This is a genomic window from Alteromonas macleodii ATCC 27126 (genome assembly GCF_000172635.2).
Classification (GTDB): domain Bacteria; phylum Pseudomonadota; class Gammaproteobacteria; order Enterobacterales; family Alteromonadaceae; genus Alteromonas; species Alteromonas macleodii.
Map to the genome: position 1 here is coordinate 2,599,811 of NC_018632.1, position 15,035 is coordinate 2,614,845.

The window sequence follows — 15,035 nt, forward strand, 5'->3', positions numbered from 1 at the left end:
GTAAATAATTAAAAAAACCGCCGTTTATGGGCGGTTTTTTATGATTGGATCTCTCTACTTTCCACATGAGGTCAAAATTTAATCAGATGTTTACCTTAATCAAGCGCTCACCTAGGGCTTTTTAACCTTTAATTTGTGTATCATCTTCGCCTTTAAAGGTCATAGATAGCGAATTTACGCAGTAGCGTTGACCCGTTGGCGCAGGACCATCTGGAAATACATGGCCTAAGTGCGAGCCACACTGCTTACAAAAAATCTCAACCCTACGCATACCGTGACTCAAGTCTTCTCTGTAATCTACATTACCGTCATCAAGCTGCTTATAGAAAGAAGGCCATCCACAACCAGCATCAAATTTAGTATCTGAGGGGAAAAGTGGCGCTTCGCAGCACTTACACACGTACAATCCATCTCGCTGCTCGTCTAGCAATACTCCAGTAAAAGGTCGCTCAGTACCCGCTTCGCGGCATACATAATATTCCTCGTCAGTGAGCTCAGTTTTCCAGTCTTTTTTAGCTACTGATGCGTTTGCTTTTTCATCTGTCGACATAACTTACCTCTTAAAACAAAAAAGGTGTATTTGAAAACAAATACACCTTTCGATAGTTTACGCTCAATTATGAGCGCGTGTAACACTATTTAGTTCATACTATTTTTTGATAGCGGTTTGCGGACGTGCAGGATCACTCCACTCGATGTGATACTTTTTGCCTGCTGGCTTATCTACACGCTGATAAGTATGTGCGCCAAAATAATCGCGCTGGCCTTGCAGCAAATTAGCAGGTAGCACGGCTGTGCGATACGAATCATAATAGCTTAGCGCCGACATCATTGCAGGGCAAGGCACGCCAGCCAGTGTCGCCTGTGCAATTGACTCACGCCAGTCAGCTTGATACTGCGTAATTTGTTCCGCAAAGAACGGGTCCAATAGCAAGTTGGCTAAGTCTTCGTTATTCTCGTAAGCCTGAGAAATAGACTGAAGAAATACGGCGCGAATAATACAGCCTGCACGCCATATTTTCGCTATTTCACCAAACTCCAGTGTCCAGCCGTGTTCTTTGCCTGCCATAGCCATTAACTGGAAGCCCTGTGCGTACGCACAGATTTTAGAGCAATAAAGCGCTTGCTCTAGCTTGTTAATGATCGACATTTTCTCATCATCGCTGAACGATGGCGCATCAGGGCCAGCAAGAACCTTGCTCGCAGCTACACGCTCGTCTTTCAAACTAGAAATACTGCGCGCGAATACCGCAGAAGTGATGGTCTGTGCCGGACTACCTACCTGTAATGCGCTTACTGCAGTCCAAAGGCCTGTACCTTTTTGACCTGCTCTATCTAAGATCACATCAACCAACGGCTGCTGTGTTTCTGGATCCATTTGCTCAAGAACTTCAGCACTAATTTCCATCAGGTAGCTATTCAGCTTGCCTTCGTTCCAGCGACGAAACACCTCTGCTATTTCAGCTGGCGCCATATGTAGCGCTTCGCGCATAACATGGTAAGTTTCGCAGATAAGCTGCATGTCGGCGTATTCGATACCGTTGTGAACCATTTTTACATAGTGCCCGGCTCCAACCGGACCGATGTAGGTCGCACATGGTTCGCCTTCTAACACTGGTTGACCTGGCGTATGGCTTTCTAATGGTTTACCTGTTTCTGGGTCAACCTTTGCAGCAATAGCTTTAAGAACAGGCTCAATGCGTGTCCATGCATAAGGGTTGCCTGAAGGCATAAGAGATGGCCCGAAACGAGCGCCTACTTCACCACCTGACACGGCGGTAGAGAAGAAGATAAATTTACCTTTGTACTGCTCTTCACGTGCTACAGAGTCTGTCCACAAACTGTTGCCAGTATCAACCACGATATCGTCAGCGTGAATTCCGGCGTCAATAAGATGATTGCAAACGTGGTCAACAGGATCGCCAGCAGGCACAGAGATAATAATAAGATGCGGGGCTTTTAACTTGCTTAAAAGCTCGGTGTAAGAACTGCAGCCTTCAACACGAGGCTCAGTATTTTCAGCTCTTTCGCTTGCGTCTTTGGCAAGAATAGACTCAACTTTGTTTTGGTCTAAATCGAAACACGCTACGCGATAGCCATGGTCCACTAGGTTCATGGTTAGGTTACTACCCATCACCCCTAAACCGATAAAACCAATATCACACGACTTGTCTTCGTGCGAATTACCACCTTTCTTTTGCATAGGAACACCCTCACATTTCAGATGGCTGCGCATGATACCACCTGAAAGAATAAAGAACAGTCTAAGCTAACAATTTAGTGCGCAGTGGTGTAATTGTCACCAGCGGTAAACATTAACGGGTTTTGTAAGCTAGTTTAGCCGAGATTTTGGCACGCATTCAGCACCTGCGTTACGCGCTTTTACCCATGCTGTATGAAATTTACACAAAGGTAAAGACTCTGTTTCTTATTCAGCTAACGTGCATTGGGTTTGGTGCCGTTTAGCGGTACTCTTAAATTCTTTAAAGGCATCCTTAACCAAGTATAAGGTCGTATTGTAAGCCATTATTCTATCCAGAGAACTGAGAAAAACTGAACAACGTTAGCGATTTGCTGGCCTGTAAAAACACCTTCTGAATGCAAATTGAAGGCTGTTCTTCAAGAGAGCTGTAGCGCGTATCCAAGTGCATGGTCCACCCTCCCCTGGGTATGACAGAAGGTAGGTGAAAACGCACGTCGCTTTCACTTGCATTAACACACAAGAACCAGTGCTCTGGCTTCTGTTCGCCCGTTACACAACCTTTTATTTCCACACCAAACGCTTTGTTATGATGCGCATTCCAGTCTTCAGACGCTTTGTCAGAACCATCGGGCTTATACCAATTTATTTCTTTTACATTTCGTGAGAGCGTAAACGTATCATCGTGCAGCTTTAGTTCGCTTAACAGTGAAGAGGACTGACGCAAACGGATCACATATTGGCAGAAGCTAAGAAAATCTTGCTTGCGCTTGTTTAATTCCCAATTCATCCAGCTAATAGGATTATCCTGACAATAGGCATTATTATTGCCATTTTGGGTGCGGCTTAATTCATCGCCACCAAGAATATGCGGGGTACCTTGCGAGAAGATCAGAGTTGCAAAGAGATTGCGCTTTTGACGCTCACGCATAGCGAGTATCTGCTCGTCATTCGTTTCCCCTTCAACACCATAATTGGCAGACAGGTTGTGTCCATGGCCATCTCGATTTTCTTCTAAGTTATCGAGATTGTGACGTTCGGCGTAGGTCACCATATCGTGCAGCGTGAACCCATCGTGATATGTCACGTTATTTACCGACGTACTGATATGTCGATGGCCTTTGTGAAATATATCTCGTGAGCCCATTAAACGGGTAGCAAAGTCCGCGGTAACGCCATCGTCTCCACGCCAGAAGGCGCGCACCGTATCGCGGTATTTATCATTCACCTCTAACCACGGGGACGGAAAGTTACCCACTTGGTAGCCGCCAGGCCCAATATCCCAGGGTTCGGCAAGCAATACCCTCTCTTTTAGAACAGGGTCGCTACTAATGGCTCTCAGCAGCCCAGATTTTTTACTATATTCTTGTGGCTCTCTTCCCAAGCATACTGCTAAATCGAAACGAAAGCCGTCAACGCCAATTACGGATACCCAGTGGCGCATGGCATCTAAAATAAGTCCCATCATAAATGGCTGCGCAGTATTTACCGTGTTACCACAGCCAGAGTGGTTAGAATAAACCAATTCTCCGTTTTTCGTTTGCTCTAATAAGTACGCTTGGTAAGGACAAAACCCCTTATAAGAAAGAATAGGACCGCCATTGCCTGCCTCTGCTGTATGGTTAAATACCACATCAACAATAACCTCAAGTCCGGCAGTATGATAAGCATCTACCATAGACTTCAGTTCAGCAAGCGCATCTGACACACCGTAGCGTGGTTCAGGTGCAAAGAAGTTAACCGGGTTATATCCCCAATAATTGGTTAAGCCTTTCTCTGTAATAAATGGTTCAGGCATGAATGAACACAACGGCATAAATTGCACCGTGGTTATGCCTAATGCTTTGAGATGCTTGATGACACTCGGATGGGCAGCACCGATAAATTTGCCACGGTGTTCTTTAGGTACATCGGGATGGAGTTTTGTTAGCCCTTTAATATGTGCTTCGTAAACTACTCGCTTGTGTTTCGGTATAACAGGCGCGCTCACATGACTCGGCGCATAGTCATTTTGATCAATTACTATGCACTTGGGGATCATAAACTGAGAGTCGTGTTTGTATTGCCTAGCGTCCCATTTTATTGCGCGACTAATTTTCTTGGCGTAAGGGTCGATTAGCAGTTTGTCGGTGGGTACCGCATGTAACCCTCCCTCACCGCGTTCTACGCGATAACCATAGTATTGTCCTGCGCTAACGCCGCTGTAACGACCGTGCCAAACATCACCAGTTTTCTCAGGCAATGGATGCTCACTCACCGCCTCTTCTGTGTCACTATTGAAAAAACACAACACGACCGCCTTCGCATCGGGCGCGTATACGGCAAAATTACAACCGTCTTGTGTAACTGTTGCGCCAAGTGGATATGCCTTCCCCATTCCACTTTCTACAATTAGTGCGGTGTCTCGAATTTCGTTCACTTCGTTCTCAATTTATCTCTTCACTGGGGCGTGTCGCCCTAGTCGGATTAATCCACATTGGCAACATAAAATACCGTGGCTAGCGGCGGTAACGTGATTTCTGCAGAGTGAGTACGCTCATTCCAAGGTATGGTTTGCGTATTAACAGTAGAAGCAACGTCGTAGCCACTACCCCAATATGCACCATCATCAGTGTTTAGTGCTAGCGTTAGCGTGCATGCATCATCTACGCCTATTCTGAAGTTCTGACGTGGCACAGGCGTAAAATTAGATACCACATATACTTTTTGCTTCGCATCTTTTGACATGCGAACAAATGAAACCACGCTTTGGTCTGCATTATTGTGGTCGAGCCAAGCAAAGCCCCCTGGTTCGTGGTCTTGCTCGTAAAGCGCTGGCGTAGACGTATAGAGGTGGTTGAGCGCCTTATAAAGCGCTTGAATGCCTTTGTGTTTTTCGTAATCGAGCAAGTGCCAGTCTAAACTACTGTCATGGTTCCATTCTCGTGCCTGCGCAAGCTCGTTCCCCATAAAGTTAAGCTTCTTGCCGGGGTGACCGTACATAAAGCCCGCGTAACAACGCAGGTTAGCAGCTTGCTGCCATTCATCGCCAGGCATTTTATGCAGCATACTGCCTTTGCCGTGTACCACTTCATCGTGCGAGATAGGCAGCACAAAGTTTTCGTCAAACGCGTAAACCATGCTGAAGGTAATATCGCCATGGTGATAGTTGCGATAGGCGGGGTCTTTAGCGATGTAGTGTAATGAGTCGTGCATCCACCCCATGTTCCACTTAAAGCCAAAGCCCAAACCACCATCAAATACTGGGCGAGAAACCTTGGGAAACGACGTTGATTCTTCGGCAATTGTCATGGCGTCTGGGAAGTGCTTGTACACTTCTTCATTCATCCATTTCAGTAAGCTGATGGCTTCGTAGTTTTCGTTGCCACCATCCACATTCGGGATCCACTCTCCGTCATTGCGTGAATAGTCGAGATAAAGCATGGATGCCACTGCATCAACCCTGAGTCCATCAACGTGAAATTTGTCTAGCCAAAACAGTGCGTTTGCAACTAAAAACTGACGAACTGTGTCTTTGCCGAAATCGTAAATGCAAGAATTCCAATCCGGATGCCAACCTTTCCTCGGATCTTCATATTCATAAACACAAGAACCATCAAATCGCGCCAAGCCATGGCCGTCTTCCGGGAAATGTGCAGGTACCCAGTCGATAATTACGCCTATACCTGCTTGGTGAGCCTTATCAACAAAGTATTTAAATTCATCTGGGTTTCCAAATCTACTCGTTGGTGCGAACATTCCCACGGGCTGATAGCCCCATGAACCGTCGAAAGGAAACTCGGAAATAGGCAGCAATTCAACGTGAGTGTAACCCATATCGCTGACGTAGCTTATTAAGTCATCGGCCAGCGCTTTATAGGTAAGATAGCGCGCATCAGTTTCAATACCCGGGCGCTTCCAAGAGCCAAGGTGCACCTCATAAATGCTCATTGGGCTGTTGTATTTATTCCCCTTTCGCTTTTCCATCCATGCACTATCATTCCACTCATAGTTATTGTGGTTGTAAATTTTCGAAGCATGAGAAGGATACTGCTCTGCACTGAAGCCAAGTGGGTCAGCCTTGTGCGGTAGGTCGTGGCCGTGTGCATCTTTAATGTGATACTTGTAGCGCTCTCCCTCTGCGAGTTCTGGCACAAACAGTACCCAGTATCCCATAGAGGTCTTTTCCATAGGATGCGTGCGCCCATCCCACTGATTGAAATCGCCAATGAGCGACACCGTACTCGCATTGGGCGCGAAAACGCAGAACCTGACACCTTTTATCGCATCGCCTTGTGATGAAGTGAGTGTTAAAAGTTGCGCGCCCGCTTGCTCATACAAGTTTGAAGGCTTGCTATCGATGTAGTGTACCGCATGATACGCCTGCTCGGAGAATTGATAAGGATCGATATAGCCCTTATCGTCATTCAAGCCTTCGGCGATAACGCGATAAACCTCACCCTGATATTCTTTAGGCAGTGGTGTTTCAAAAAGACCATTTTTGGAGGTAACGGTTACATTTGCTAGCGCTGCATTCTCCCATTCAATCGTTATCTTGCTGACATTAGGACGCCAAACGCGAAGTACCGACTTCTGCTGATTTTTAACTACACCTAAATGGGAAAACGGCTGAGAACATAATACCTGTTCAAACTGCTGCGCTAATTGCATTCGCTACTCCTAGTAAAAACCCGCATGGCAGCGGGTTGAATTGTGAGCTTAAATGCGTTGTATACATTTAAGCTCTATCAAGTACCGTCTTGGTACTTTATCTTACTCGTTTAAGTTACCCAGGCAACCGCCTATGATCATTTCTTTGATAATGGCAATTAACCCTGACTTGCTTGCTTTCTGGCATGAGTAAGTTTAGACGCCAACTCATTTATATCATGTCTATCGAACATCGACTCGATATTCTCTGTGAGTTTTCTTCGCCAGTTTGGATACTCGTCAAAAGTACCAGGAATATTGACCGGCTTATCCATTTCTAACCAGTCTTCCAATTGCAGGCTCAATAATGCGCTCGAGCCACCTGCCATGTGCACCTGCATACCGTTATTCAGTTCGCGATTCATACCCGTATGATTAACATCGCGGCCTACATTGTCGCCAATTGAACCGTGGCCGTGCAACGTATCAAGTATCGCCTGTTTATTTTCATGACGATCCGCATAAAGCGTTTGAAGGATTTCTTCTGTTGGATAAAGCCCTATTTCTTTGCCTAGCTCTAAATCTAAACAGTGCCAGTAACCAATCAGCGTTGGCATATCGTGAGTAGTCAACGTTGACATAGACTGAACAGGGTAATGACTAGGTGAGAAGAAACCGCCGTCTTCCGCTTGTTCGAAGAAAAATACACGGTATGAGTACACGCCATTATCAGCAAGCTTGCTGCGAATTTCTTCTGGTACAGTACCCAAGTCTTCACCAATAACCAGGCTCTGATTGCGGTGACTTTCTAGCGCTAGAATACCGAGTAAATCGTCTACAGGATAATAAACATAGCCGCCATCTTTAGCGTTATCGCCTTTCACAACCCACCATAAACGCAGCAACGCCATGACGTGATCGATACGCAATGAGCCTGACGACGCCATGTTAGACGCAAACAAGTCAATAATAGGTTGGTAACCCTGTTCATACAGCTTACGAGGGTCCATAGGCGGCAGCCCCCAGTTCTGGCCTAGTGGACCTAAGATATCCGGTGGAGCACCTACGCTTGCGCCTGTGCAGTATAGGTCTTTGTTACCCCAAATTTCTGCACTGCCTTCACTAACGCCTACCGCCAAGTCCCGATAAAGACCAATGGTCATGCCTGCATCAGTAGCTTTGTTGCTTGCAAGCTCAAGCTGTTGGGCGGCAATCCACTGTAGGAACAAGTAAAATTTGACGTCTTGTTCGTTTGCACTCTTAAACTTAGCCACGGCTGGGTTGTAATAGTCTTTGTATTCTTGTGGGAATACCGGCCATCCCCAGCTGTCTTTACCTTCAGCTTTTAGGTGCGATTGCAGGGCGTCGTACACCGCTAACATATCTAAGCTTTCACCGCCCGCTTCTACGAAGGCTTTAAACGCTTTATTTTGCTTTGTGCTTTTACGAAGGTATTTGGCATCGTAAACATCAAATACTGCTTTAAGCGCAGCCAATTTCACATGGGCGACTGCCTCGTAGTCTACATGTTCTACGTTACGTGCATGTTCAAGCGTGGCTTTAAACTCATCACTGCGCACTACCGCTTGTACTGATGCATCGTCATACCCGTCAATGGCAGTCACATCGATATACAAATAATTAAGCCAGCGACGTGAGCTTGGTCCATAAGGCGAGCACGCGTTGGGATTTGCGGGGTAAAGCGCATGAATAGGATTGAGTCCGATAAAGTCTGCGCCCACACCAGCGGCTTTTTCAATAAGCAGAGCTAAATCAGAAAAATCACCAATACCCCAGTTCTTTTCACTGCGAACGCAGTAAAGTTGAACGCTTAAGCCCCATATTTTTTTGCCTTCTTTAATTTCGTTTGGCGTGTAGCACGCTTCTGGTGCCACAATTAAGCGAGAACGCGCAAACTCATCGTCATCAGCGCTTAAGGCTACATCGTGATAACCAAGGGGCAAATCCAAAGGCAGTGTTACTACGTATTCATGAAACTCTACATCGTCGATATGCGCCATCGTCGTCATTTCTTGGTCAACTGGCGTAAATTGATGAGTGAGCACGTCACCATTTTCACAGGTGACCGTGAGCGTGTGATCATCGTTCACTAACTCGATAGGCAAACGAACAGCTAGATTAATTTCTTGGGTATTGCGAACCACTTGAACAGGATTTAACGGCGACAACCATACCGACTTTATATCTTGTGTAATTTGTGACTGAATTTTTTCATCACTGCTGGTGTCATAGCCAAGTGTGTTAAGCAGTTTTGCTTTACTTGATTCTGCGATGGTTGCTGGCTTTCCCCATGCGTCGACGTATTGGGTTTCAATTCCCCGCATTTCAACCAGTTGTTGCAGAAGTTGTTGTGTCATGGTGTGTCATTCCTGTTATTCGGTAAAAGACGCAAAGCAAATTAAGCATAGTGCGTCTACAAACAAATTTTTAACATTATTCTAGAAACAAGGGCTTGGCGATATCTGAATACGATTGCAATAGCACTTATTCGTAATTTTGCAACACTTTGGCTTTTTATTTTGCTAATTATGGCATTTTGATCCATACTTTACGTAATTTATTTTCATTTTATTTAAATAATCGGGGTACGTTATGACAATTCGCATCGGTATCAATGGTTTTGGCCGTATTGGACGCCTAGTAATGCGCGCAGCAGCAGAGCGCAACGACATCGAAGTTGTTGCAATAAACGACTTACTAGACACGGACTACATTGCTTATCTATTGAAATACGACTCGACTCACGGTTTATTCGACGGTGAAGTTACAGTAGATAACAATAGCCTAGTTGTAAACGGCAAAACTATCCGCATTACATCTGAAAGAGATCCAGCTGCACTTAAGTGGGATGAAGTAGACGTTGACGTGGTTGTTGAATCAACAGGTCTGTTCCTGACTAAAGAAACTGCCGCGAAGCACATCGAAGCTGGCGCGAAGAAAGTTGTTATGTCTGCACCTTCTAAAGATGACACGCCTATGTTCGTTATGGGTGTTAACCAAGAAAGCTACGCTGGCGAAACTATTGTTTCAAACGCGTCTTGCACAACTAACTGTCTTGCTCCACTTGCCAAAGTGCTTAACGATAGATTTGGCATTGTAGACGGTTTGATGACAACGGTTCACGCAACAACTGCAACACAGAAAACGGTAGACGGTCCTTCAATGAAAGACTGGCGTGGTGGTCGTGGTGCTGGTCAAAACATCATTCCATCATCAACCGGTGCAGCAAAAGCAGTAGGTAAAGTTATCCCTGAGCTTAACGGCAAGTTAACAGGTATGGCTTTCCGTGTACCTACGCCAAACGTTTCAGTAGTAGACCTTACTGTAAACCTTGCGAAGCCTGCTAGCTACGATGAAATTTGTGCAGCAATGAAAGAAGCTTCAGAAGGCGAGCTTAAAGGTATCATGGGTTACACAGAAGATGCGGTTGTGTCTAACGACTTCCTTGGCGACGCTCGCACATCGGTATTTGACGCCACTGCAGGTATCGCACTTACTGATACATTCGTTAAACTCGTTTCTTGGTACGACAACGAATGGGGCTACTCAAACAAGGTTCTAGACCTTGTGGCTCACATTTCTAAGTAATTAACGGTATTAAGCAAAAATAGTTAAACTATTCACGCTAAAGTTGAGTTAATCTAAAGGTGTAAACACGGCGTTTGCACCTTTTTTGTTTTTCGTGGTCGTAAACACGCATAATAACGATATTCCAGCGACATACGCTTTCCCGTCGCTTACCCTTTGTTGTTTTCTTATTAGTCCAAGGAGGGCTTATGCCACCTGTGAGTTCAGTTACCGTTAGTGAGTCTAATGGACTTACCTTTTTAGACGTAGATAATGCGTTTGCCTCTGCGCGTATTAGCCTATTTGGCGGTCATATCTTGTCATATGTGCCTAAAAGCGATGGCAGAGAGCGTCTTTGGGTAAGCCCCCATGCTTACTTGAACGGAGAGCGACCTATTCGCGGTGGTATTCCGGTGTGCTGGCCTTGGTTTAGCGATGATCACGGTCGAGAAAAAGGTGCCCTCCCCGCTCACGGCTTTTTGAGAACACAAGTGTGGAAGCTGATTCATTCAGAAGATACAGAAAGCGGAACAACGATTACGCTTTCGCCAAGCTTTACCCGAGCTGAAGGGTTTGAGAACGATTGTAACGTGACCATGGTAATTACAGTTGGTGAGACGATGGACGTCGCGCTAACTACAGAAAATACGGGTGTTGTACCATTCGAATTTAACTGTGCGCTACATACATATTTCCACGTTGACCACATTCAACATACCCAAATAACTGGAATTGAAGGCCAATATAAAGACAAACTTGACGACTGGGGATTAAAGACGACACCGAGTCCTTACACCATCACAGGCGAAACGGATCGCATTCATGTTGCGCCGATTAAAACGGCAGAAATTGAAGTCGAAGGCAACGCGTTCACGGAAGTGGTATCCGACGGCAATGACTCTTTGGTAGTGTGGAACCCGTGGTTAGGCGCAGCGTCTATTTCAGACATGGACCCATTTGGCTATAAGCATATGTTGTGCGTAGAAACATCGCTAACTCAGGGAAAGACACTGTCCCCCGGTGCTAGCCACACACTGAAACAATCTATTGTTCCGAAGTAAATTATTTGAAGTGCAAGCGCAATTTCGCTGACACTTCGGAAGGTAGACAGTCGCAGTTCACGATCAAGAGATATAAAAAAACCTGCCAATGAGCAGGTTTTTTCATTTAAAGGTTCAGCAAATTACTGTTTAGCACCCGCAACAGCTTCTTTTGCTAGCTGCGTAATACGCGCCCAGTCACCTGATTCAATTGCGTCGTCAGGGGCAAGCCACGAACCACCTACACATTTAACGTTGTTAAGCGCTAAATAGTCATTGTAGTTGTTTGGGCCAATGCCACCCGTTGGGCAAAACGTCACATCAGGGAAAGGACCACTGATTGACTTAATGGCTTTAACGCCACCTGAAGCCTCTGCTGGGAAGAATTTCATGTGGGTATAACCCGCATCTTTACCCTTCATCAAATCAGAAGTTGAAGAGATACCAGGGATAAGTGGAATTTCTGAATCCATACCCGCTTTTAGCAAATCAGCCGTCATACCTGGGCTAATTGCGAACTTAGCGCCAGCTTCAACTACCGCTTTAAGCTGCTGGGCGTTAGTCACGGTTCCAGCACCAATTAGCGAGTCAGGCACTTCTTGTGCAATTCGCTTAATCACGTCAATAGCAGCAGGGGTACGTAGCGTTACTTCTAGTACTTTAATACCACCTTCCATCAGCGCTTTTGCCAGAGGAACCGCTTTTTCTACGTCATTGATTACCAAAACAGGTACAACTGGACCGGCCGCAAAAATTTCCTCTGGAGAGTATTTCCATTTCGTTGTCATAATTTAGCTCGCTGTATTTTGATTCAGATATGCAGCCGCACCCAATAAACCATGATCAGGTTCTGCAATTAAATAGGTGGGAATGTCTTTCACGTAGTGCTTCATTTGCCCTTTCGCTTCAAAACGCGCTCTAAAATCGCTATTTTGAATAAATTCAGGGAAACGGTTAGCAATGCCACCACCAATGAAAATGCCGCCCGTGGTTGCCATGTTAAGTGCTAAATTACCCGCAAAGCTTCCCATAATTCGGCAGAATTGGGTAAGCGTCGCTTCAGCAATTTTACAGGTACCGTTCAGCGCAGCGTCAGTGATTTGAGCCGGCTCGGTAAATACAACTGGTGCTGATGCGTGGTTTGCTAGCGCGGTGTAAATATTATGCAGACCGCGTCCAGACATTACTTCTTCAGCAGAAGCACGTCCTAAGGTAGATTGAAGGTGACGCCATACGACAACATCGGTTTCATCTACCGGTGCAAAGTCTACATGACCACCTTCACCGTCCAGCGTCTGCCAGCCAGTTGAGGTCATTGTAATATGCTCAACACCCAATCCTGTACCAGGTCCAAAAACAGCGATATTGCCATTTTCTTTCGCAGTGCCTTCGCCAATTTGTACCACTTGCTCTTCGCCCAATACAGGCAAAGAGTGCGCTACGGCAGTGAAGTCATTGATAACGAACAACGCGTCTAGTTTAAGCTGAGAGCGAAGTGCATTTTGAGAAAATGCCCAGCTGTGATTCGTCATCTCGACTTGATCGCCCAATACTGGACATGCAATTGCAATACAACCTTGCGAAAAGCTGTATTCCGGCATGTCGCTAAAGTACTGCGCGATAGCGAGGTCGATGCTGGCGAAATCATTACACATGTATTTTTTGATGTCGGCTACACCTGACTCGGTTACCCTTGCAACACGAATATTCGTACCGCCAACATCAGCCACAAACTTCTGGCTCATTATGCTTGCTCCTGCGTGTAAAACAGTGAACATGCACCCTCTTCTGCACCCGTCAGAATAGCGCGCATACCCGCAAACATTTCACGTCCCATTCCAACGTGATGCTTAGCTAAGTTCGCTGGCGCTGCTTCACGTGCAGCCAGTGTTTCATCGTCCACATGCAGTGTTAGTGCACCAGTTTGTGTGTTTAGCTCAATAATGTCGCCCTCTTGCACTTTAGCAAGTAGACCGCCTTTATAAGCTTCTGGAGTCACGTGGATAGCTGCAGGAACTTTACCTGATGCACCAGACATACGACCGTCAGTAACTAGCGCCACTTTAAAGCCGCGATCTTGAAGCACCCCAAGAGGTGGCGTTAAGCGGTGAAGTTCTGGCATACCAATCGCTGAAGGACCTTGGAAGCGAACAACTACAATGCAGTCTTTGTCTAGCTTGCCAGACTTAAACGCGTCATCGAGTTCAAACTGGTCTTCAAACACAACCGCTGGAGCTTTGATATTACAGTGAGGCGTGCGAAGTGCTGAGGTTTTAATAACGCCACGACCAAGATTGCCGTCAAGTACACTCAAACCACCATCTGGCTTAAACGGTGCGTCAACAGTTGCTAGCACTTCTTTATCAAGGGATTCAGTCGGGCCGTCTCGCCATTCTAATTCGCCGTCTTTAAGCACAGGCTCTTTAGTGTAGAAGTCTAAGCCTTCACCACAAATGGTCTTAACATCGTTATGTAGTAGACCCGCATCAAGCAACTGTCTAATTAGCAATGACATACCACCTGCTGCAACAAAGTGGTTAATGTCAGCTGAGCCATTCGGGTAAATGCGAGTAAGAAGAGGCACAGCATTAGAGATATCTGAGAAGTCGTCCCAATTTACGATGTAACCTGCAGCGCGAGCTACCGCAATAAGGTGCATGGTGTGGTTAGTAGAACCACCCGTAGCAAGAAGACCTACAAGGCCGTTCACAATGGCTTTTGCATCTACAATGTGACCAATTGGCGTATAGTTGTCGCCAAGGTCAGTTAAGCGTGTTGCTTGAACCGCAGCCGCTTTTGTTAGCGCATCGCGCAAAGGTGTGCCCGGATTAACAAACGACGAACCCGGAAGGTGCAAGCCCATCATTTCAACCACTAGCTGATTCGAGTTTGCCGTTCCATAGAACGTACAGGTACCCGCAGAGTGGTAAGATTGAGATTCAGCTTCAAGCAACGCGTCACGCCCTACTTTACCTTCGGCAAATTCTTGACGAACACGGGCTTTTTCTTTGTTTGGAAGACCCGATGGCATTGGACCGGCTGGCACAAAAACGGTTGGCAAATGACCAAACGTTAGTGCGCCCATTAGTAGCCCAGGAACGATTTTGTCGCAGATACCTAGCATCAGTGCGCTATCGAACATGTTGTGAGAAAGCGCAATGGCAGCCCCCTGAGCAATGTTATCACGGCTCATTAGGCTTAAGTCCATGCCAGACTGGCCTTGTGTAACACCATCACACATAGCAGGTACGCCACCTGCGAACTGGGCTACGCTGCCTACCTCTTTCACTGCATCCTTAATGAGCGCAGGATACGTCTCGTAAGGCTGGTGCGCTGAAAGCATATCGTTATACGCAGACACAATTGCCACGTTGGCTTTGGTCATTGAACGAAGATCTGATTTTTCGCTTGTTCCACATGCTGCAAAGCCGTGAGCAAGGTTACCGCATGACAACACACCACGGTGTGGTCCTTGACGTCGTGCACTCTCAATTTTTTCTAGATACGCCTTACGCGTTTCTTTACTACGCTCGATAATTCGTTGCGTAACTTCAGCAATTTTTGGATTCATGTTTGTC

General features: G+C 46.1%; 10 protein-coding genes. 2 read left to right on the plus strand and 8 right to left on the minus strand.

From position 1 onward, the window contains the following. Positions 1-121: 121 nt before the first annotated feature. From msrB to malQ, 5 genes are all read right to left on the minus strand, one after another. Positions 122-550 carry a peptide-methionine (R)-S-oxide reductase MsrB gene (gene msrB, locus MASE_RS11120; RefSeq protein WP_014949842.1) on the minus strand — a complete coding sequence of 143 codons (429 nt, stop codon included), beginning with the start codon at positions 548-550 and terminating at the stop codon, positions 122-124. A gap of 99 nt (positions 551-649) precedes the next feature. After that, positions 650-2,203 carry an NADP-dependent phosphogluconate dehydrogenase gene (gene gndA / locus MASE_RS11125; RefSeq protein ID WP_014949843.1) on the minus strand — a complete coding sequence of 518 codons (1,554 nt, stop codon included), beginning with the start codon at positions 2,201-2,203 and terminating at the stop codon, positions 650-652. A gap of 328 nt (positions 2,204-2,531) precedes the next feature. Continuing rightward, positions 2,532-4,619 (minus strand): glycogen debranching protein GlgX, encoded by a 2,088-nt coding sequence (gene glgX / locus MASE_RS11130; protein WP_014949844.1) that lies wholly within the window; start codon positions 4,617-4,619, stop codon positions 2,532-2,534. A 47-nt stretch (positions 4,620-4,666) separates the two neighbouring features. Beyond that, positions 4,667-6,850, minus strand: coding sequence for a 1,4-alpha-glucan branching protein GlgB (gene glgB / locus MASE_RS11135; RefSeq protein WP_014949845.1), 2,184 nt, complete (start codon positions 6,848-6,850; stop codon positions 4,667-4,669). A 158-nt stretch (positions 6,851-7,008) separates the two neighbouring features. Then, positions 7,009-9,207, minus strand: a complete 2,199-nt coding sequence (gene malQ, locus MASE_RS11140) for a 4-alpha-glucanotransferase (RefSeq protein ID WP_014949846.1) — start codon at positions 9,205-9,207, stop codon at positions 7,009-7,011. Between the two features lie 235 nt (positions 9,208-9,442). Between malQ and gap the strand changes: the two genes are divergently transcribed. Together gap and MASE_RS11150 are read left to right on the plus strand one after the other, a co-directional pair. Continuing rightward, entirely contained in the window at positions 9,443-10,438 is a 996-nt protein-coding gene (gap, locus tag MASE_RS11145; protein WP_014949847.1) for a type I glyceraldehyde-3-phosphate dehydrogenase, read from the plus strand. Positions 10,439-10,626: 188 nt separating this feature from the next. Next, positions 10,627-11,478, plus strand: a complete 852-nt coding sequence (locus MASE_RS11150) for a D-hexose-6-phosphate mutarotase (RefSeq protein ID WP_014949848.1) — start codon at positions 10,627-10,629, stop codon at positions 11,476-11,478. 122 nt (positions 11,479-11,600) lie between these two features. Here the strand turns inward: MASE_RS11150 and MASE_RS11155 are convergent, their stop codons facing one another. The 3 genes from MASE_RS11155 to edd are packed head-to-tail and all read right to left on the minus strand — an operon-like array spanning position 11,601 to position 15,028. Next, positions 11,601-12,245 carry a bifunctional 4-hydroxy-2-oxoglutarate aldolase/2-dehydro-3-deoxy-phosphogluconate aldolase gene (locus MASE_RS11155; RefSeq protein ID WP_014949849.1) on the minus strand — a complete coding sequence of 215 codons (645 nt, stop codon included), beginning with the start codon at positions 12,243-12,245 and terminating at the stop codon, positions 11,601-11,603. Between the two features lie 3 nt (positions 12,246-12,248). Continuing rightward, positions 12,249-13,202, minus strand: coding sequence for a glucokinase (locus MASE_RS11160; protein ID WP_014949850.1), 954 nt, complete (start codon positions 13,200-13,202; stop codon positions 12,249-12,251). Beyond that, positions 13,202-15,028 carry a phosphogluconate dehydratase gene (edd, locus tag MASE_RS11165; RefSeq protein WP_014949851.1) on the minus strand — a complete coding sequence of 609 codons (1,827 nt, stop codon included), beginning with the start codon at positions 15,026-15,028 and terminating at the stop codon, positions 13,202-13,204. The genes MASE_RS11160 and edd overlap by 1 nt, the downstream gene beginning before the upstream one ends. Positions 15,029-15,035 lie beyond the last annotated feature (7 nt).